This is a genomic window from Enterobacter sp. EC_64 (assembly GCF_019584165.1).
GTDB classification, from domain to species: domain Bacteria; phylum Pseudomonadota; class Gammaproteobacteria; order Enterobacterales; family Enterobacteriaceae; genus Enterobacter; species Enterobacter roggenkampii.
On sequence record NZ_VDAS01000043.1, the window covers coordinates 1 to 18,716 of the forward strand.

Sequence of the window (18,716 nt, forward strand, 5' to 3'; positions counted from 1 at the left end):
TTGCCCTAACAGGATCCCGGTCATCTCAAAATTGGTGTTAGTGTTAGACATATATTCAAGCCTATCTCTTATCTGGAGATACAGCTACTGTCTGGTGTTTCAGGGGGCTACATCAAGTACTAACGAAGCTATGTTCTTCTAAATATGATGAAAGCGAACTGGATATATCTTAAGAAATAGAAAAGGCCACACGAGGTGGCCTAATATTAGCCGTTTAACGGTTTGTTGCGATTTTTGCATTGATCAATCGGCAAATGGCAGCAATTACAGAACAAGCCTTCGCTAACTTTTATGGTATTGATTTTCATAGTATTTTTTTTTCCTTGTGACATAATTGGAAGTGATAACACAATAACTTCCCCAAATACATCGGCATTTTAAGGTTTATCTTTAGAGCTAATCTTTAACTGTTAACTCTTCACAGATGTTTAATCAATTACTTAACACTTCCTATCTCTCATTGCAGAAGTATAGGTCTCTTTTATTTCATAATCGGGCAGCCTCGATTAACTCTGGGCCCTGGTTTTTCACATTACCCACGGCGCGCGTAACGGGGTGCCAGATAAACTTGTCGGCTGGTACGGCACCGTCGGCCGCTATCTCTTCTGCTTCTTTCCCGCCTATATCCTGGCGCATCCATTCGCGTGCCGCTTCAGGTGACAGAACCAGTGGCCTGCGGTCGTGAATGTCGACAAGGCCTTTGTCAGCTGCAGACGTCACTATCAGGAAACCTTCTGCTTCATCGCCGCGCTCAAACGGTATGCTGCCGATCGCTGCCATGAAAATGGGCTGGCCGTCGGCACGGTGGATGAAGTAGGGCTGTTTCTTGTCGCCTTCCTTCTTCCATTCAAACCAGCCATCAGCGAAACAAATCGCCCGACCATGCTGCCAGAGAGGTTTGAACATGCGGCTTGTGGCTGCAGTCTCGACTCGGGCATTTATCAGTGGCGCTTTATCCCACCACCCGGGCGCATATGACCACAGGACCGGATCAAGATGCAGCTGCTCGTCGCGTTCGCTCAGCAACAGAACTCTAGTACCTGGCGCGACGTTGTAGCGGCCAATAGACTCTGGGTCGTATGCGATGTCGCGATCGGCTTCTTCAGCCAAATAGGCAAGATATTCTTCACGGGTTTGTGCTTGTGCAAAACGTCCACACATAGAAACCTCCAGCCAGATTTCAGACTGAAAGTATAGGGCAAGGAGAAATAACTGGTGCGCACCGAAAGCCTATGATTTTGAAACACGGACATGATGCTGGGAGCCAGCGAGACGGTAAAGCTGGACGTTTCGAGACTGGAAGGAGTTACGCAAAAGAGTGAATTTTGGGGGCAAATTTGGGGGCAAAATACGCTTTGGGGGCAATTGGGGGGCAATTTGGGGGCAATTTGGGGGCAGTAAAAAGTTCTTTTATGTCCGATAGTGCCTTTTGTGTATACCGCGTAAGCAACTGATAACCATATAAAACTTAATGTTTACATAAGGTTGCCTTGGAGGATACAATACCCCCCTATAGTATCAGGAGGGCGTATGCCGCATTCACCCGAAGATAAAAAACGTATTCTTACCCGCGTCCGCCGCATTCGGGGCCAGGTTGATGCCCTTGAACGTGCGCTGGAGTCGGGCGACCCTTGTCTGGCCATCCTGCAGCAAATTGCCGCCGTGCGCGGGGCTGCCAATGGCCTGATGGGCGAAATGGTTGAAATTCACCTCAAAGATGAGCTGGTTGCGGGGGACACCACGCCGGATCAGCGAGCCGTACGCATGGCGGAAGTCGGCCATTTACTGCGCTCTTATCTAAAATAAATCCACATACCTGACAAAAAAGGGAAGGCATATGAAATCTCGCGCTGCAGTTGCATTTGGCCCCGGCCAGCCGCTCAAAATCGTTGAAATTGACGTGGCACCGCCGAAGAAAGGCGAAGTGCTGATCAAAATCACCCATACCGGCGTGTGCCATACCGATGCGTTTACGCTCTCGGGCGATGACCCGGAGGGCGTCTTCCCGGCAGTGCTCGGTCATGAAGGCGGCGGGATTGTGGTGGAAGTGGGCGAAGGCGTGACCAGCCTGAAGCCGGGCGATCACGTGATCCCGCTGTACACCGCGGAATGCGGCGAATGCAAGTTCTGTAAATCCGGCAAAACTAACCTCTGCCAGGCGGTGCGCGCCACCCAGGGGAAAGGGCTGATGCCGGACGGGACGACCCGTTTCTCTTACAACGGCGAGCCGGTTTATCACTACATGGGCACCAGCACCTTCAGCGAATACACCGTTTGCGCGGAGATCTCGCTGGCGAAGGTGAACCCGCAGGCGCCGCTGGACAAAGTCTGCCTGCTGGGCTGTGGCGTGACCACCGGTATTGGCGCGGTGCATAACACGGCAAAAGTCAAAGAGGGCGATACCGTGGCGGTGTTCGGTCTCGGCGGCATTGGTCTGGCGGTGATTCAGGGCGCGGTGCAGGCGAAGGCCGGTCGTATCATCGCGGTCGATACCAACCCGGAGAAATTCAGGCTGGCGGGTGAAATGGGTGCGACCGATTTCGTGAACCCGAAAGATCACGAGAAGCCGATTCAGGACGTTATCGTTGAGATGACCGACGGCGGCGTGGACTTCAGCTTCGAGTGTATCGGCAACGTCAACGTGATGCGTTCCGCGCTGGAGTGCTGCCACAAAGGCTGGGGCGAGAGCATCATCATTGGCGTGGCCGGAGCGGGTCAGGAGATTAAAACTCGTCCATTCCAGCTGGTCACTGGGCGCGTATGGCGTGGTTCCGCGTTTGGCGGCGTGAAGGGGCGTACCCAGCTTCCGGGTATGGTTGAAGATGCGATGGTCGGCAAGATTCAGCTCGATCCGTTCATTACCCATCGCTTACCACTGGAGCAGATCAACGAGGCGTTTGATCTGATGCACGAAGGAAAATCCATCCGTACCGTTATCCATTTCGGCGACAAGTAACTCTTCTGCCAGCGGTTTTTCGCCGCTGGCGTTTCTTTAATAATCTTCTCTAAAGTGTGACCAGTGCGGCGTTTTTAGCCGTAATCTTAATCTGTGCCGTGCCGATGACTATTTAACAGGCGTGTTTTTACGCATCTTACCTACAAGAGAGTCGACGGTCATGGACAACACTACTTCGATGCTGGCGCAGCGCAAGCTGGGCTTCTTGCATCACATCAGGCTGGTTCCGCTGTTTTCCTCCATTCTCGGTGGCATTATTCTTCTGTTTGCCTTGAGCTCGGGTCTTGCGGGTTATTTCCTGCTGCAGGCCGATAACGATCAGCAGGATGTCACAGCTGAAATTCAGGTGCGTATGGGGCTGTCGAACAGCTCAAACCATCTGCGAACCGCGCGTATCAATCTGATCCACGCCGGTGCGGCAAGCCGTATCGCGGAGATGGACGCCATGAAGCAGAACATTAGCGAGGCGGAAACACGCATTAAGCAGTCCCAGGAGAGCTTTACCGCCTACATGAATCGTGCCGTGCGCACCGCCGAGGGCGCAGCGCTGGACGCGGATCTCAAGGCGCGTTACGACGCCTATATCGCTGGCATGCAGCCGATGGTCAAATTCGCCAAAAATGGCATGTTCGAAGCGATCATCAATCACGAAAACGAAACGGCGCGTCCGCTGGATGACGCTTATAACGCCGTACTGCTGAAGGCGATTAAGATCCGTACCGACCGTGCCAATGCGCTGACGGCGCAGGCGCACAGCCGCACGCAGCTGGGCCTGATGTTTATGGTGGGCGCGTTTGCGCTGGCGCTGGTGCTGACGGCAATGACCTTTGTCGTGCTGCGCCGCACGGTAATCAATCCGCTGCAGCGGGCAGCGAAACGTATCGAGAATATCGCTAAGGGCGACCTGACGATGCCGGACGACGTGGCGGGGCGCAGCGAAATTGGTCGCCTGACGCGCGATCTGCAAACCATGCAGCACTCGCTTGAAAAAACGGTCGGCACCGTGCGTCAGGGGGCGGAGGAAATCTACCGTGGCACCAGCGAAATTTCTGCCGGTAACACCGATCTCTCTTCCCGCACCGAGCAGCAGGCTGCCGCCATCGAGCAAACCGCCGCAAGCATGGAACAGCTGACCGCGACGGTGAAGCAGAACGCCGATAACGCCCATCATGCCAGCAAGCTGGCGGAAGATGCTTCCGGCAAAGCTACCCGCGGCGGCCAGATGGTCTCCGGCGTGGTGAAAACCATGGGCAATATCTCCAGCAGCTCGAAGAAGATCTCTGAAATCACCGCCGTGATTAACAGCATTGCCTTCCAGACCAATATCCTGGCGCTTAACGCGGCGGTAGAAGCGGCCCGTGCGGGTGAACAAGGGCGCGGATTTGCCGTGGTGGCAAGTGAAGTGCGCACTCTGGCAAGCCGCAGTGCGAATGCCGCAAAAGAGATCGAAAGCCTGATCAACGAATCGGTTTCGCTGATCGATCAGGGGTCCGGTGAAGTTGTTGCCGCCGGTAACACCATGAATGAGATCGTCGACGCGGTGAAGCGCGTCACCGACATCATGCTGGAGATCGCCGCGGCGTCCGATGAGCAGAGTCGCGGTATCGTCCAGGTGAGCCAGGCGATTTCGGAGATGGATAAAGTGACCCAGCAGAACGCCTCGCTGGTGGAAGAAGCCTCCGCGGCGGCGGCGTCTCTGGAAGAACAGGGCGCGCGTCTGACCGAGGCGGTTGGGGCGTTTCGTCTGAGCGGTGCGAAGCCGAACCGCGCGGTGGCGTCAGCGCCAGTGGCGACGAGCGCGCCGTTGCGCCCGGCGGCGACAGTTTCGGGGGATAACTGGGAGACGTTCTGAGTCGCGTGTTTTGTCGGGTGGCGGCTTCGCCTTACCCGACCTACTTGTATTTGTAGGCCCGCGTAAGCGAAGCGCCACCGGGCAAAAAAAAGGGACCAAAAGGTCCCTTTTTTCATCGGTTATTTCTTATCAGGTAACGCGTACGCGATAACGTAATCACCGCGATCCGGCGACTGGCGGGTGCCACCGGCGTTAATGATGATGTACTGCTTACCGGTTTTCGGCGACACGTAGGTCATCGGGCCGGACTGGCTGCCGACCGGCAGGCGGTCTTTCCAGATCTCTTTCCCGGTGGCGGTATCAAACGCGCGCAGGTAGAAATCCTGGGTGCCGGCAAAGAACAGCAGACCGGACTGGGTAGAGAGCGACGCGCCCAGGGTCGGCATACCGATTGGGATTGGCATGTGCATGCGAATGCCCAGCGGGCCGGTATCTTCCACCGTGCCAACAGGAACCTGCCACACCAGCTTGCCGGTTTTCAGGTCAACCGCCGACATGGTGCCAAACGGCGGCTTCTGGCACGGAATGCCCAGCGGCGACAGGAAGCGCTCGCGCATCGCGCCGAACGGCGTGCCGTCCATCGGGACAATCCCCATCTCGATGCCGCTGGCATCTTTCGCCACGTTCGCGCGCGGCACCATGTAGTTTGCCAGACCCAGACGCATATCGTTGACGAACATCAGGCTGTTGTTCGGGTCAACGGAGACGCTGCCCCAGTTCATCCCGCCGAGTGAGCCAGGGAACTGCAGGGAACGGTCGAGACCCGGTGGAGTGAAGACGCCCTGATGACGCATCTCTTTAAACTGAATGCGGCACAGCAGCAGGTCGACTGGCGTCGCGCCCCACATGTCGGACTCGGTCAGCGTCTGGTTGCCAATCATCGGCATGCCAACAGAGTACGGCTGGGTTGGGGAGTAGCGTTCACCTTCAACGTTACCCGCCGGGACAGGGCGTTCCTCGACCTTCGCCACCGGCTTGCCGGTTTCGCGGTTAAGCATGAAGATCATGCCCTGCTTGCTGGTCTGCACCAGCACAGGCGTGGTGCCGCCCTTGCCGTCAGGCAGGTCGTACAGCAGAGGCTGGGAAGGCAGGTCAAAGTCCCACAGGTCGTGATGGGTGGTCTGGAAATGCCAGCGGACCTGGCCGGTGGCCGCGTCGACGGCGACGATGGAAGAACTGTACTTATCGTCCAGCGCGGTACGCTCGCCCGCCCAGAAGTCTGGCGTGGCGTTGCCGGTTGGCAGGTAGATCAGGTTCAGTTTGGCGTCGTAAGACATCGCAGACCAGACGTTCGGCGTACCGCGGGTGTAGGTCTGGCCTTCCGGCGGCAGGCCGGTCAGGTTCGGATTACCCGGATCCCACGCCCAGGCCAGTTTACCGGTGTGAACGTCGTAGGCGCGGACCACGCCCGGCGGCTCGCCGGTCGAGTAGTTATCCGCGACGCGACCGCCGACGACAACAACGTTCCCGGCCACCAGCGGCGTGGAGGTCTGCTGATAATATCCGGGCTTAATCTCACCCATACCGACGCTCAGATCCACGGTGCCATGGTCGCCAAAGTCGTCGCAGACCTTGCCGTTATCCGCGTTAATGGCAATCAGACGGGCATCGGTGGTGGGCAGGAACAGGCGGCGAGGGCATGCCGCTGGCGATGTTCCGGTCTGTGACGCCGTCACGTTTTCATGATCTTCAAAGTAGCCCAGACCGCGGCAGCGCTGCCAGTTCGGCGCGGTGGCTTTCGAATCATAACGCCATTTTTCTTTACCGGAATCCACGTCCAGCGCCAGCACTTTACTGTACGGCGTACAGACATACAGCGTGTCGCCAATCTGCAGCGGCGTGTTCTGATCTTCCGCACCCGAGCCGTTGCTCTGCGGAATATCGCCGGTGTGCGCAACCCACGCGACTTTCAGCGAGCTGACGTTTTGCTTGTTAATCTGGTCCAGCGCGGCGAAGCGGTCGCCGTGGGTGGTGTTGCCCCAGTGCTCCCAGTTCTTTTGCTGCTCGCCGGGTGCGACGGATTTCACCGGCACGGGCTCGTTCGCTGCCACAAGGGTTTGCGGCTTAAACATCCAGCCGAGGCTGACCAGCATGGCCACCGCGAGCAGCGCCGCGACGCCAAAAGCGGGGGCTTTGTTTGGTGCAGTGTGGTTTGCCGCACGCAGGAAGGGCCAGACGATGGCGCACAGGAACGCCAGCACGGCAAAGGTAAACAGGCGGGAGAAGAGCGGCCAGAAATCCCAGCCCGCATCGCTTACCGCCCAGAACAGCGAGGCAATAAACGCGATGCCGTAAAGCAAGATCCCGCTGGTGCGGTTGAGGAAAATCAGGATCGCGGCAATCACCATTGCCACGCCCATTATCAGGAAGTAACTACTCCCGCCTACGGTGGCGAGCTTAAAGCCCAACCCGCCGACCGCCAGACCGATGAGCATCATCAGTCCGGCAAGAAGCCACTGCAGAATACGCGGTATTCCACGTGGCGCGCTGCCAAATGCCATTTCTCTCTCCTTTAGATCCCGCCGCCGTGTCGGGTATGTACCAGTTGGGTAATAAATTCGGTGGGATTGATGATTAGTATGGGTGAATTCGTTTTTATCAAACCGTTTGTGAACCATTTGGTGAATTCACGGCTATGATAAAACTGTTAAATTGTTTTACGCAATTGTTAATGAATGATTTCGCATTATTTGATTAACGCGCAGGTCTGTTCCCTCGCCCCTTTAGGGGAGAGGGCTAGGGTGAGGGGTATTAAACCGGCATCGATTTACGGATGGCGCTCAGCAGCGTCTGCGCGCCCGTGGAAAGCGGGGTATCTACCCGGGTCAAAATGCCGATAGGTTCACCGGCGCCGGGGGCCGTTACGGGGAGAGCGGTCAGCGTGCCCTGGCGCAAATCATCTTTTACCGCGCCGGAGGGAACGAACCAGACGTAGTCATAGTCGAGGGTGAGCTGGCGTGAAAGCGAGGCTGACAGCGTTTCGATACACCCTGAGGGCAGCGTACACCCCTGCATTTGCAGCAAGGTTTCGGCGGTCTGACGTGGGACGGTCCCTTTCGGGCACACCACCACCGGCCACTCCATGACGCGGCTTAACGTCACCGTGTCCTGCAGCAGCGGATGATCGGGACGAACCACCAGCTTCAGGGACTCCAGGAACAGCAGCTCGTAATTGAGACCGCCCATCAGTTCAGGGTCGGACATGCGGCCAATCCCGATATCCAGCTCGCCCGATTTCAGCCCCGCGAGCAGCATGGTGTTATTCATGGTGGCAACCTGAATAGTGGTATGCCGTTGCTGCTTGTGGAACTGGCCAATCACCGGCGGAAGAATGCCCAGCGCGGCGGTGGGCAGGGCCCCGACGCGGACGACCTCGCTGGTGTGTTCTTCTTTTCGATGCAGCGACTGGCCTGCGGTATTGAGCGCATCCAGCACTTTGACGGCGTGCGTAAGGAACTGTTCGCCCACGATGGTAAGCTGCGCCCCCAGCCGACCCCGGTCAAAAAGACGGGCACCGGTCAGCTGTTCAAGCTCGTTGAGGGTTTTCGAGAGCGCAGGCTGGCTCAGGTTAAGAGTTTCAGCCGCACGCCCCAGCGTTCCCTGTTGAGCGACGGCCACAAATGTATGCAAATGGCGCAAGCGTATGCGCTGACTGAACAGACCATTTTTTTCCATAGGCGATGTTAAAAACAGAGCGATGCGGGTGACAAGCTAAGTTGTTTAATTTTGATAACTTGATAGCAAAATATTTTTAACATTTGATCTGTTTGAGTTACAACATGTTTTTCGGCAGGGGAAGAAATGTGAACATCCTTGTTCATTTATTGCTCATTGCAGAGAGGGAGGGTTAAGGGGTCAGATCACGCCGTCACCGCCGTCAGAGCACCATACCTGGCCGGAGGTAAATGAACATTCATCCGAGGCCAGCGTGACGTACAGCGGGGCAATCTCGACGGGCTGACCCGGACGTCCCAGCGGGGTATCGCCGCCAAACTCCTTCACTTTTTCCATCGGCTGGCCGCCGCTGGATTGCAGTACCGTCCAGTAAGGTCCGGGAGCGACCGCGTTGACGCGAATGCCTTTCGGACCCAGCTGCTTGGCTAAGGATTTGGTAAATACCGCCAGGCAGGCTTTGGTCTGGGCGTAGTCCAGCAGCACCGGGCTTGGCTTCACGGCCTGAACGGAGGAGGTATTAATGATAACGGACGAGGCTTTCAGGTGGCGCAGCGCCGCCTTCGTGATCCAGAAGGGGGCATAGACGTTGGTTTTAAACGTCGCGTCAAAATCTTCGGTGGTCAGCTCTTCAAGGGATTCACGGAACTGCTGACGACCGGCGTTATTGACCAGAATATCCAGCCCGCCCAGCTTCGAGACGGCTTCTTCGACCAGATTCTGGCAGAAGGTTTCGTCCCGAACGTCCCCCGGCAGCGCGACGGCATTCCGGCCTTCGGCTTTGATCAGGTCGATGACCTCCGCGGCGTCTTTTTCCTCTTCAGGCAGGTAGTTAATGGCCACGTCTGCACCTTCACGGGCATAGGCGATGGCCACTGCGCGACCGATACCCGAGTCACCGCCGGTGATCAGCGCTTTTTTACCGGCCAGGCGGCCATGCCCTTTGTAGCTAGTTTCCCCGTGGTCGGGTACAGGTTGCATTTCGGATGCCAGTCCCGGTGGCGTTTGCGGCTGTTCCGGGAACGGGGGCTGCGGGTAAGCGTTCGTACGTTGTTGGGTATCACTCATAGCTGACTCCTTAAGCCAAGGGGTGAGATTTGATGGATAACTGCAGCGTTAACGCTTCGCTGAATTATTTCTGCAAACGATCGACACGGACGACGGCAGGAGATGATTTTTTATCAAGCGAACCGTTGATGCTGATCATCTGGTCGGGTTTTACCGTTCTGCCGTCGAAGACTGCCTGGGGAATAATAACGTCGATTTTTCCGGTTTTATCCTGAAATACAAACTTATCGCCGCTACCGTCAATAAGATTACCGCGTAATGAAATGGTCGCACCGTCGTGCAGTTGTTTTGCCTGATCGATGGTCATAATACGCGCGTCATCGGTTCCGCGATATCCGCTATCCAGGGCGTGGGGCGGCGGCGGGGCTTCACCTTTTTGTAACCCGCCGTTATTATCTGCCCATGCGGCCGGAACCAGAAATATCAAAAAAGCGGAAATAAGCGATAATTTCATCGGATATCCTTCATTTTGGGTGTCTTGACTTATTAAGTATTGTTGCTATTCCTTTATGTGGCAAATGTGATAAGTCCTAAAAACAATCGCGTTAGAAATCAAAATTATCGGATAATAAGCGAAACGGTGACGATGGCCATGAAGCATGAAAATGAAAAGTTACCCGGGATAGAGGAAAGATATCGCTTGCTGACGTTTGAATACGCGTTTCGTCAGGTGGGGTTTATTGTTCTGTTAGGTATTATCGTTGCCGCCATTGCCGGTCTGTTTTCAAGCGGAATAGTCAGCGATACGGTAAAAACAAATTCCGCTAAGTCGCTGACCATAAACTATGAGCGCTTCGGGCGGCGGGAGACGGAGACACGGATGCAGCTTGCGTTTCCGGTGAAAACGGAGGGGACCTATACCCTCAGCGTCACCAGCGAGAGTAGCGATGCGTATGATCCAGGCAGCGTCTGGCCCCAGCCGGACGCCATGTTCAGCCACGGAAACAGCCTCTATTTTGTTTATCACAACCTGAAAAAGACAGATAACTTTTCGGTATTACTCTTTACCACACCGTCCCGGGCCGGTAAATGGAACTCGGTCATCCGCGTAAACAACGAGCCGGAGATCACCCTCTGGCAATTTATTTACCCGTAGGAGGCTGATATGGATATGGTCTTTCGTGCGCTGGCTATTTATCTGTTCCTCGTGGTGGTATTTAAAGTGGCCGGGCGACGCGCGCTGCTGCAGATGACCAGCTTTGATCTCATTCTTCTCCTGATAATTAGTGAAGCCACGCAGCAGGCCCTTCTGGGGCAGGATTTTTCCGTCACCGGCGCGATGATTACGATTACCACCCTGGTGGTAGTGGATATTATTTTTGGCCTTATGAAAAAATATTTTTCCCCGGTAGAGAATATTCTGGACGGCACTCCTGTGATTCTGGTGGAAAACGGCGTTCCCCTGGCGGATAAACTCAAAAAAGTTGATGTCTCTTGCGATGACATTCTGGTTTCCGCGCGTCAGAATAATGGCATTACCGAAATAAGCCAAATTAAATATGCCATACTTGAGCGCAATGGACATATTTCAATCATTCCTTTCGAGAAATAAGAGGCGGCAAGATGAGCAATCTTTTGCACGATAACCATTACACCGTCGGTCAATTGACAAAAAAACTGGCGAGCAAGTTAACCGATGCCGGTCTGCGCTTAACCACGGCGGAATCCTGCACCGGGGGAAAGCTCTCGGTGGCGCTCTGCGCTGAAGAGAACACGGCCGATTTTTATGATGTCGGGCTGGTGGTGTTCAGCGATGCCGCGAAAGCGCGGATCCTCGGCGTGCGTCCTGAAACGCTGACGCGCTATACCGCCGTCAGCGAACAGACGGTGACCGAGATGGCCGCCAGCATCCGCGACATTGCCCAGGCGGATATCAGCATCGCCATCAGCGGATACGCTGGTCCGGAAGGGGGCGACGACGGCACGGCGGCGGGGACGGTCTGTTTTGCGTGGAACATACGTGGCGAGACGAAAACCCGTACCGTGCTTTTCTCCGGAGACTGTCAGGACGTGGTGGAAAAAGCGGTGCATTTTTCGCTGGCAGAGCTGGTAACAACATTGTCGGACGGGCATAACGGTTGAGTTCACGTGGAGGTTCTATGGCTGTCATAGTGATTACCGGTGGGACGGCGGGCGTGGGAAAAGCCACGGCGCTGCGCTTCGCAAAAGCAGGTTACGATGTGGGCCTCATCGCCCGTGATGAGGCCAGCCTGCACTCCACCCAGGAAGAGTTGCGCCGCTTCGGCGTGAATGCGCACGCCGTGCAGGCGGACGTCGCCGACAGTCAGGCGGTGGTGGATGCGGCTAACGAGATTGAGTATCGCCTCGGTGCGATTGATGTCTGGGTCAACAACGCCATGGGGGCCGTGCTGGCACCGTTTCGTACCCTTACGCCGGACGAGTTTCGGCGCGTGACCGAGGTGACATACCTCGGCTACGTGAACGGCACCCGCGCGGCGCTTGAGCTTATGGTTCCGCGCGACAGGGGCGTGATTATTCAGGTAGGGTCCGCGCTGGCCTACCGTTCCATTCCTCTGCAGTCCGCCTACTGCGGGGCCAAAGCGGCGATCCGCGGGTTTACCGATGCGGTGCGCACCGAGCTGATGCATGAGAACAGCCGGGTTCAGCTTTCGATGGTGCAGATGCCGGGGCTCAATACGCCGCAGTTCGAATGGGCAAGGAACAAGTTCGCGTGGGCAATGCGGCCGGTACCGCCGGTGTTCGAGCCTGAAGTCGCCGCCAGCGCCATCTTCAGGGTGGCGCAAAAGCCGGTGCGCGAGCTGTGGGTAGGCAGCAGCACCATTCAGTCGATTGTAGGGCAGTTCCTCTTCCCGGGTTTTCTGGACAGGCTGATGGTGAAGAAAGCCTGGGAAGGTCAGATGACCGACGATCTGAACGCGCCGGACCGCCGGGATTATCTCGACCAGCCGGTTAACGACCTGCACAAAATCCATGGCCGTTTCACTGACGAAGCGAAAACCCGCGCGTCGTCCGTGACCTCCGGTATGCCGGGCAAAGTGGCGTTAGGGGCCCTTGCGGTGGCGGGTATTGTGTTGACGCGTTTGATAACCCGCCGGAAACCGTAATCAGCGCAGCGCGCTGCGGTGCGTCCAGAACCAGCGATAGCCATAGCCGCCAAGGCTGAGCTCAACGGTTTTACCGCAAACCAGCGCGTCATCGTAGCGTTTGTCCGCAAGACAGGCGGTCCAGGTGGCGTTGCGGATCCCCTTGACGGTGAACCGTACCGGCTGGTCGCTGAAGTTAACAAAGGTCAGGATGCTGCGTTCTTCGGTCTCGTAATAGATCCCCAGCACCGCGTCACGATCGATCGTGAGGAGCCGAAAGGGCGCAACGGCAATTTCGGGGAACTCCGAGCGGGTATTGGCGATATCAATGATGCGGTGCAGGAGCGAGTTGCGGTGGAGCAGCGAATCAGCGACGTTGATTTTTTGATAGCGGTAAGGACCTCGGTCAATAATCGGCGCGATAAATTTTTCCGGGTCGGCTGCCGAAAAACCGCCGCCTTGCGATCCTGCCCACTGCATGGGGGTGCGCACGGCGTAGCGCTCTTCCAGATCGAGGTCATCCCCCATGCCGATCTCATCGCCATAGCGCATCACCGGAACGCCGGGCAGGGAAAAGAGTACCGCGTGGCAGAACGCCAGCCGCTTCAGATCGCCGTTCAACATCGGCGCCAGGCGGCGGCGGATCCCGCGCTGGTAGACGTTCATCTCGTCGTCAGGGGCGAAGGTATCGAGGACAAACTGTTTGTCTTTCTGGCTGATGCCCTCCAGATCCAGCTCGTCGTGATTGCGCAGCCAGTTGGCAAAACAGCATGAATCGGGCGGGACGATCATCTTCTTCACCGCGTTGCGCAGGGGACGGGCGCTTTTGCGGGCCAGGCTGACGTAAAAATACTTGTTGAGCCAGAAATTGAGCACCAGATTCAGGCGGTCATTATTCCCAAAGTAGTCCTGATAGGCCTCCACCTCGACGTCCACTTCACCCAGCAGGATCGCCTCCGGATTATGCTCCTCAATCAGACGGCGCATATGTTCGAGGATCCACAGGCCCTTTTTTTCATCACCGTTTCCCGCCTGCGTGGTCAGGTGGGAGGCGGCATCCAGGCGGAACCCCGACACGCCCAGCTTGAGCCAGAAGAGGATGATGTTCTCGATCTCTTTCAGCACCGCGGGCGAGGTCAGGTTCAGGTCCGGTTCGTGGCGATAGAACATGTGCCGGTAGTATTGTCCCGCTTCGTCGTCCCAGCTCCAGATGCTCTCCTCCACGCCGGGAAACATGGGGGGCGTATCGTCGTCGTCAGTATCTGACCAAAGGTAGTAATCCCGATAGGGTGACGCCGGGTTACGGCGGGCCTGCTGGAACCAGGGATGCGCGTCAGAGGTGTGCTGGATCAGCAGTTCAATAATGACCTGCATGCCCAGCTCGCGGGCCTGTTCGATAAAGGCGATGATATCGGCCAGCTTTCCGAAGCGGGGATCCACCTGGAGATGGTCGCTGACGTCATAGCCTTCATCGAGAAAGGGCGTGAGGTAAAACGGGGTGATCCAGATAACCGTCGCCCCCATGCGGCGAATGTACCGCAGCTTGGCCGCTATCCCGGCGATGTCCCCGCAGCCATCGCCGTTCAAATCATAAAAGAGTGCGGTATCAATCTGGTAAATAATGGCCCGTGTATGCCAGTCCGTCATAGCGTGCCTCAGTGATAGCCTTCAGTATCCGAAACCTTGCCCCGGAACACGTAGTAGCTCCAGGCGGTGTACACCAGGATCACCGGAATAATCAGTAACGTCCCGACCAGCATAAACAGCTGGCTGGCAGGCGGGGCCGCGGCCTCCCACAGAGTGATACGCGGCGGAATAATGTTCGGCCAGAGGCTGATACCCAGTCCGCTGAACCCGAGGAAGATCAGCCCCAGCGTCAGCAGGAAAGGGCGCGCGTGGCTGTCCGGATTGCGGGTCAGGCGCCAGATCAGCACGCTGAAGATCCCGACCAGCAGCGGAACCGGCAGGAACCAGAAGAAGTTGGGCAGGGTAAACCAGCGGTCGGCGACGTACTGCCAGCCGAGCGGCGTCCAGACGCTGACCACCGCGATAACCACCATCAGCGCCAGCAGCACGTGGCGGGTCAGTTCGCGCATGCGTTGTTGCAGCGCGCCTTCGCTTTTCATGATGAGCCAGGTGGTGCCCAGCAGCGTGTAGGCGACGACCAGACCGATGCCGCAGAAGAGGTTGAAAGGCGTGAGCCAGTCCAGCGAAGAGCCGACAAAACGTCGGCCCTCCACGTCAAAGCCGTTGATCACGGCGCCCACCACCACGCCCTGGCTGAAGGTGGCGAGCAGGGAGCCGCCGGCAAAGGAGTAGTCCCAGAATTTGCGGTGTGAAGGGGTGGCTTTGAAGCGGAACTCAAAGGCAACGCCGCGAAAGATGAGGCCGATCAGCATCGCGGTGAGGGGGATGGTCAGCGCATCAATGATCACCGCATAGGCCAGCGGAAACGCGCCGAACAGCCCCGCGCCGCCGAGCACCAGCCAGGTCTCGTTGCCGTCCCAGACGGGCGCCACGCTATTGACCATCACATCGCGCTCTTTGGCATCGCCCACGAAGTTAAACAGCAGGCCAATCCCCAGATCGAAGCCGTCCATAATGATATACATCAGCGTGGCAAACACGATGATGGCAAACCAAATCACTGAGATATCGACGCCCATCAGATTCTCTCCTCTTCCGGAACAGACTCCGCGGCTGACAGCGGACGAGCAGGCGTGCCCGAGGTGTTTGACGTCAGCGTATTAACGGGCTGAGGACCTTTCTTAATCAGCCGGATGAGATAAACATAGCCCACGCCAAATACGGATGAGTAGACGACGAAGAACGCCAGCAGGCTAATGCTCATCTGCAGGGTGCTGTGCAGCGATACCGCGTCGATGGTGCGCAGGTAGCCATAGACAACCCACGGCTGACGGCCTACTTCGGTGGTCACCCAGCCGGCAAGCAGCGCGACCAGCCCCGCAGGCCCCATGCAGAGGGCAAACCACTGGAACGGACGCGAGTGGTAAAGTCGATGGCGATAGCGTAGCCAGAGGCTGAGCAGACCGAGGGTAATCATCAGCAGACCCATCCCCACCATAATGCGGAACGACCAGAAAACGATGGTCGAGTTGGGTCGATCCTCTTTCGGGAAGTCTTTCAGGGCCGGGACCTGTTTATCCAGGCTGTGCGTCAGAATCAGGCTGCCGAGCGCGGGGATCTCCAGACCGTATTTGGTGCGTTCTTCCTCCATATCCGGCAGGCCAAACAGCAGCAGCGGGGTGGCCTCGCCGGGCGGATTTTCCCAGTGACCCTCAATAGCGGCGATTTTGGCTGGCTGATGCTCAAGCGTGTTCAGGCCGTGCATATCGCCCACCACCGCCTGGATAGGGGCGACCAGCAGCGCCATCCACATCGCCATCGAAAACATGGTGCGAACGGCGGGCGTATCGTTACCGCGGAGCAAGTGCCAGGCGGCCGACGCGCCGACAAACAGCGCGCTGCTCAGGAACGCGGCGATAGCCATATGAATAAGACGGTACGGGAAGGAGGGGTTAAAGACGATTGCCAGCCAGTCCTGCGGGATAACCTGCCCGTTTTCGATAGTGAAACCCTGCGGCGTATGCATCCAGCTGTTGGAGGCGAGGATCCAGAAGGTCGACATCAGCGTGCCGAGCGCCACCATGCAGGTCGAAAAGAAGTGCAGCCCCGGGCCGACCTTGTTCCAGCCGAACATCATAACGCCAAGGAATCCGGCCTCCAGGAAGAAGGCGGTTAATACCTCATAAGTCAGAAGCGGGCCGGTAATGCTGCCCGCGAACTGGGAGAAACCGCTCCAGTTGGTGCCAAACTGGTACGCCATCACCAGCCCGGAAACGACGCCCATGCCGAAGTTAACGGCAAATATCTTTAGCCAGAAGTGGTACAACGATCGCCAGACGTCTTTTTTGGTGCGCAGCCACATGCCCTCCAGCACCACCAGGTAGCTGGCGAGACCGATGGTGATCGCAGGAAACAGGATGTGGAACGAGACGGTAAAAGCGAACTGAATTCTGGCCAGATGAAACGCATCGAGTTCGAACATGGTCCGTACCTCTGAGACGATGGGGCACGCGAATTGCCGGGCAGGTCAGGCCTGCCCGGCAAACCGATTACGGTTTAGTCTTACCGGCACCCAGCTCGGCACCGGTCAGCGGGTCGGAATGTGGATCGGACTTCGTGCGGGCAGACATCGCCTTAACCAGGGTTGCCTGCTCGGTTGTGAGCGTGACGCTGGCACTGCCATCGCCGCCATCCACCGCAGGCTGGGGGGACTCAACGTAATCGAAATGTTTATCGCTGTTCCAGCTTCCGCGAACCTCTCCACCTTCAGACATATTGTAGTACTTGTTGGTGAATTCCTCGATTGGCGGCAGTTTTCCCGGCGGGAAATTATTACGGATGGACTGCAGCGCCTTCTCAAAGGAGAGCTGATGCGCCGCCTCACGCGTCATCAGAAACGCCAGGGCATCTTTAACGCCGGGATCGTCAGTCACGTTGATCAGCCGTTCATAGATGATTTTGGCTCTGGCCTCGGCCGCCACGTTCGAACGCAGATCCGCCGTCGGCTCGCCAATGGTGTCGACGTAGGCCGCCGTCCAGGGTACGCCCGCTGAGTTAGTTAGCGGGGTTCCGCCGCCGTAGAGCAGGGAGGTGATGTGGCTGTCATTCCCGTTTTCGGTCATGGAGCGATACAGCTCGGCCTCATTTTCCACCCCTTCCGCCAGCGCGCCCTTGGCACCTTTATTCAGCATACCGACCAGGGTACCGATGATTTCGAGGTGGCTTAACTCCTCGGTCGCGATATCCATCAGCATGTCTTTACGGCCCGGATCGTCATCGCTCAACCCTTGCGTAAAGTAGCGGCAGGCGGCGGCCAGTTCACCCTGCGGTCCGCCAAATTGTTCCAGTAAAAGGTTGGCCAGGCCGGGATTCGGTTCGGCGACGCGAACCGTGTATTGCAGCTGTTTGACGTGTCGAAACATGCTCACTCTCCTGTGGGTTATTTTTTCGCTTCGACACCCGACGCGTCTGAACGCAGCAGGAACTGTTCCGTCGTTTGCGGGATATGACGAATCAGCCAGTCGGCCATTTCGCGCTCTTCGGCGAGGATCGTCTCAATAGCGGGTATCGAGGCGGTGTCACCCGCTTTTTTGGCCGCCGCCAGCAGGGAGGTATAGCAGGCGATTTCAAACTGTTCGAAAACATAGCCGCTGATCGAGCCCTTCACGATTTCGTCAGAAGGGAACATGCCGCCGATGGATTGTCCCAGCGCCGCCATTTTGCTCATCGAGTCTTTTAAGACCGAACGAGAAATATCATTACGGTCGAGGATTTCCTCCAGCAATGTGATTTGCCGTTTTGTCTCATTAATATGTTGCTCAATTCTGGCGCGAACATCAGGATAATTATCGATACGGCTGGCCATGGATTCCAGCATAGATTCGGCTTGCTTTTCCATTGCATGGGCATCGCGTAGCCAGTCATGGTAGTGTTCTACGTGATTCATCATTGTATCCTCATTAGGGGTTCGCTTATTTGGTCTCACTTTCAGCAGCCTGATCGGCACGTGCGGCACTGTAGCCAGATAAATGGCCAACAATATTGGCATAAATACTGATGATAATGACCCATAGCACGCTGTTCTTCCACCAGATGACGGAAGGGATAGCGAGAATGAACCATATTATCGCTGCCGCTAAATGGCACCGTTTAATTGTCCTGGGACTGATGCTCATTTTATTTAACCTGTATTATCGCGTCATTTCTGCGCTTTTTGGTTAATATTGCCAACGGCCAGGTCGGTGAGTTTAAGGTCGGTCTCTTTCTCTTCTTCCAGCGTTTCGGCAAGAAGCTTAACGGCTTTTTTATAGCCGAGCTGTTCTGCAAGGGTGGCAAGGGTACCGTAGCTGGCTATTTCGTAATGCTCCACTTTTTGCGCAGCGGCAATTAATGCGGCATCACGGGTAATGACTCCAACTTACTGATAGTGTTTTATGTTCAGATAATGCCCGATGACTTTGTCATGCAGCTCCACCGATTTTGAGAACGACAGTGACTTCCTGCCCAGCCTTGCCAG

General features: G+C 56.6%; 19 protein-coding genes and 1 pseudogene. 7 read left to right on the forward strand and 13 right to left on the reverse strand.

The genetic code is table 11. The annotated features are described in order from the left end of the window. Positions 1-486 precede the first annotated feature (486 nt). Positions 487-1,161: an SOS response-associated peptidase gene (locus tag FHC52_RS21180; RefSeq protein WP_126288905.1), complete on the reverse strand. Its 675-nt coding sequence runs from the start codon at positions 1,159-1,161 to the stop codon at positions 487-489. Positions 1,162-1,530: 369 nt separating this feature from the next. On the opposite strand from FHC52_RS21180, the gene FHC52_RS21185 reads away from it, so the two are divergent. The 3 genes from FHC52_RS21185 (at position 1,531) to FHC52_RS21195 (ending at position 4,808) form a co-directional block, all read left to right on the forward strand. Beyond that, positions 1,531-1,806: a metal/formaldehyde-sensitive transcriptional repressor gene (locus FHC52_RS21185; protein WP_008502288.1), complete on the forward strand. Its 276-nt coding sequence runs from the start codon at positions 1,531-1,533 to the stop codon at positions 1,804-1,806. 31 nt (positions 1,807-1,837) lie between these two features. Further along, positions 1,838-2,956: an S-(hydroxymethyl)glutathione dehydrogenase/class III alcohol dehydrogenase gene (locus tag FHC52_RS21190; RefSeq protein ID WP_021242543.1), complete on the forward strand. Its 1,119-nt coding sequence runs from the start codon at positions 1,838-1,840 to the stop codon at positions 2,954-2,956. Positions 2,957-3,116: 160 nt separating this feature from the next. Further along, positions 3,117-4,808 carry a methyl-accepting chemotaxis protein gene (locus tag FHC52_RS21195; RefSeq protein ID WP_126288907.1) on the forward strand — a complete coding sequence of 564 codons (1,692 nt, stop codon included), beginning with the start codon at positions 3,117-3,119 and terminating at the stop codon, positions 4,806-4,808. Positions 4,809-4,927: 119 nt separating this feature from the next. Here FHC52_RS21195 and FHC52_RS21200 read toward each other — a convergent pair whose 3' ends face one another. The 4 genes from FHC52_RS21200 to FHC52_RS21215 all read right to left on the reverse strand — a co-directional run bounded on the left by FHC52_RS21200 (position 4,928) and on the right by FHC52_RS21215 (position 10,002). Then, the gene (locus FHC52_RS21200; RefSeq protein WP_126288909.1) at positions 4,928-7,309 is read right to left on the reverse strand and encodes a glucose/quinate/shikimate family membrane-bound PQQ-dependent dehydrogenase; all 2,382 of its coding nucleotides are present in this window, start codon (positions 7,307-7,309) and stop codon (positions 4,928-4,930) included. Between the two features lie 250 nt (positions 7,310-7,559). Continuing rightward, positions 7,560-8,483, reverse strand: a complete 924-nt coding sequence (locus FHC52_RS21205; protein ID WP_021242540.1) for a LysR substrate-binding domain-containing protein — start codon at positions 8,481-8,483, stop codon at positions 7,560-7,562. A gap of 180 nt (positions 8,484-8,663) precedes the next feature. Beyond that, complete coding sequence (locus FHC52_RS21210; protein WP_021242539.1) at positions 8,664-9,548, reverse strand: SDR family oxidoreductase; 885 nt, start codon at positions 9,546-9,548, stop codon at positions 8,664-8,666. A gap of 64 nt (positions 9,549-9,612) precedes the next feature. Continuing rightward, positions 9,613-10,002, reverse strand: a complete 390-nt coding sequence (locus FHC52_RS21215; RefSeq protein ID WP_008502282.1) for a YdeI family stress tolerance OB fold protein — start codon at positions 10,000-10,002, stop codon at positions 9,613-9,615. A 138-nt stretch (positions 10,003-10,140) separates the two neighbouring features. On the opposite strand from FHC52_RS21215, the gene FHC52_RS21220 reads away from it, so the two are divergent. From FHC52_RS21220 to FHC52_RS21235, 4 genes are read left to right on the forward strand one after another with little or no spacing between them, the layout of a single operon-like run. Continuing rightward, on the forward strand, positions 10,141-10,644 hold the full coding sequence (locus tag FHC52_RS21220) for a hypothetical protein (protein ID WP_220420250.1): 504 nt from the start codon (positions 10,141-10,143) through the stop codon (positions 10,642-10,644). Positions 10,645-10,653: 9 nt separating this feature from the next. Further along, positions 10,654-11,100, forward strand: coding sequence for a DUF421 domain-containing protein (locus tag FHC52_RS21225; RefSeq protein WP_008502280.1), 447 nt, complete (start codon positions 10,654-10,656; stop codon positions 11,098-11,100). Between the two features lie 11 nt (positions 11,101-11,111). Then, positions 11,112-11,630: a 2-oxo-tetronate isomerase gene (locus tag FHC52_RS21230; protein WP_032651834.1), complete on the forward strand. Its 519-nt coding sequence runs from the start codon at positions 11,112-11,114 to the stop codon at positions 11,628-11,630. A gap of 17 nt (positions 11,631-11,647) precedes the next feature. Then, a complete protein-coding gene (locus tag FHC52_RS21235; RefSeq protein WP_044596403.1) occupies positions 11,648-12,634 on the forward strand; it encodes an SDR family oxidoreductase in 987 nt (328 codons plus the stop codon). Here the strand turns inward: FHC52_RS21235 and FHC52_RS21240 are convergent, their stop codons facing one another. From FHC52_RS21240 to FHC52_RS21275, 8 genes and pseudogenes are all read right to left on the reverse strand, one after another. Further along, positions 12,635-14,260, reverse strand: coding sequence for an alpha-amylase family protein (locus FHC52_RS21240; protein WP_220420251.1), 1,626 nt, complete (start codon positions 14,258-14,260; stop codon positions 12,635-12,637). 8 nt (positions 14,261-14,268) lie between these two features. Further along, positions 14,269-15,279, reverse strand: coding sequence for a cytochrome d ubiquinol oxidase subunit II (gene cydB, locus FHC52_RS21245; RefSeq protein ID WP_032651830.1), 1,011 nt, complete (start codon positions 15,277-15,279; stop codon positions 14,269-14,271). Next, entirely contained in the window at positions 15,279-16,682 is a 1,404-nt protein-coding gene (locus tag FHC52_RS21250; RefSeq protein WP_220420252.1) for a cytochrome ubiquinol oxidase subunit I, read from the reverse strand. Before FHC52_RS21250 ends, cydB begins: the two co-directional genes overlap by 1 nt. A gap of 67 nt (positions 16,683-16,749) precedes the next feature. Then, on the reverse strand, positions 16,750-17,622 hold the full coding sequence (locus FHC52_RS21255) for a manganese catalase family protein (protein WP_008502274.1): 873 nt from the start codon (positions 17,620-17,622) through the stop codon (positions 16,750-16,752). 17 nt (positions 17,623-17,639) lie between these two features. Then, positions 17,640-18,146 carry a ferritin-like domain-containing protein gene (locus tag FHC52_RS21260; RefSeq protein WP_014883791.1) on the reverse strand — a complete coding sequence of 169 codons (507 nt, stop codon included), beginning with the start codon at positions 18,144-18,146 and terminating at the stop codon, positions 17,640-17,642. Between the two features lie 25 nt (positions 18,147-18,171). Further along, positions 18,172-18,375, reverse strand: a complete 204-nt coding sequence (locus FHC52_RS21265) for a hypothetical protein (RefSeq protein WP_008502273.1) — start codon at positions 18,373-18,375, stop codon at positions 18,172-18,174. Between the two features lie 23 nt (positions 18,376-18,398). Then, positions 18,399-18,602: pseudogene (locus FHC52_RS21270) on the reverse strand (ferritin-like domain-containing protein); the annotation flags it as partial. Between the two features lie 15 nt (positions 18,603-18,617). Continuing rightward, a partial coding sequence (locus FHC52_RS21275; RefSeq protein ID WP_000641146.1) for an IS1 family transposase occupies positions 18,618-18,716 on the reverse strand: 99 nt, incomplete at its 5' end.

Coding starts and splice junctions, on each gene's coding strand:
- FHC52_RS21190 (WP_021242543.1), top strand. CDS start 1,838: ATGAAATCTCGCGCTGCAGTTGCATTTGGCCCCGGCCAGCCGCTCAAA.
- FHC52_RS21185 (WP_008502288.1), top strand. CDS start 1,531: ATGCCGCATTCACCCGAAGATAAAAAACGTATTCTTACCCGCGTCCGC.
- FHC52_RS21250 (WP_220420252.1), bottom strand. CDS start 16,682: ATGTTCGAACTCGATGCGTTTCATCTGGCCAGAATTCAGTTCGCTTTT.
- FHC52_RS21235 (WP_044596403.1), top strand. CDS start 11,648: ATGGCTGTCATAGTGATTACCGGTGGGACGGCGGGCGTGGGAAAAGCC.
- FHC52_RS21265 (WP_008502273.1), bottom strand. CDS start 18,375: ATGAGCATCAGTCCCAGGACAATTAAACGGTGCCATTTAGCGGCAGCG.
- cydB (WP_032651830.1), bottom strand. CDS start 15,279: ATGGGCGTCGATATCTCAGTGATTTGGTTTGCCATCATCGTGTTTGCC.
- FHC52_RS21260 (WP_014883791.1), bottom strand. CDS start 18,146: ATGAATCACGTAGAACACTACCATGACTGGCTACGCGATGCCCATGCA.
- FHC52_RS21230 (WP_032651834.1), top strand. CDS start 11,112: ATGAGCAATCTTTTGCACGATAACCATTACACCGTCGGTCAATTGACA.
- FHC52_RS21220 (WP_220420250.1), top strand. CDS start 10,141: ATGAAGCATGAAAATGAAAAGTTACCCGGGATAGAGGAAAGATATCGC.
- FHC52_RS21195 (WP_126288907.1), top strand. CDS start 3,117: ATGGACAACACTACTTCGATGCTGGCGCAGCGCAAGCTGGGCTTCTTG.
- FHC52_RS21215 (WP_008502282.1), bottom strand. CDS start 10,002: ATGAAATTATCGCTTATTTCCGCTTTTTTGATATTTCTGGTTCCGGCC.
- FHC52_RS21210 (WP_021242539.1), bottom strand. CDS start 9,548: ATGAGTGATACCCAACAACGTACGAACGCTTACCCGCAGCCCCCGTTC.
- FHC52_RS21180 (WP_126288905.1), bottom strand. CDS start 1,161: ATGTGTGGACGTTTTGCACAAGCACAAACCCGTGAAGAATATCTTGCC.
- FHC52_RS21240 (WP_220420251.1), bottom strand. CDS start 14,260: ATGACGGACTGGCATACACGGGCCATTATTTACCAGATTGATACCGCA.
- FHC52_RS21200 (WP_126288909.1), bottom strand. CDS start 7,309: ATGGCATTTGGCAGCGCGCCACGTGGAATACCGCGTATTCTGCAGTGG.
- FHC52_RS21205 (WP_021242540.1), bottom strand. CDS start 8,483: ATGGAAAAAAATGGTCTGTTCAGTCAGCGCATACGCTTGCGCCATTTG.
- FHC52_RS21255 (WP_008502274.1), bottom strand. CDS start 17,622: ATGTTTCGACACGTCAAACAGCTGCAATACACGGTTCGCGTCGCCGAA.
- FHC52_RS21225 (WP_008502280.1), top strand. CDS start 10,654: ATGGATATGGTCTTTCGTGCGCTGGCTATTTATCTGTTCCTCGTGGTG.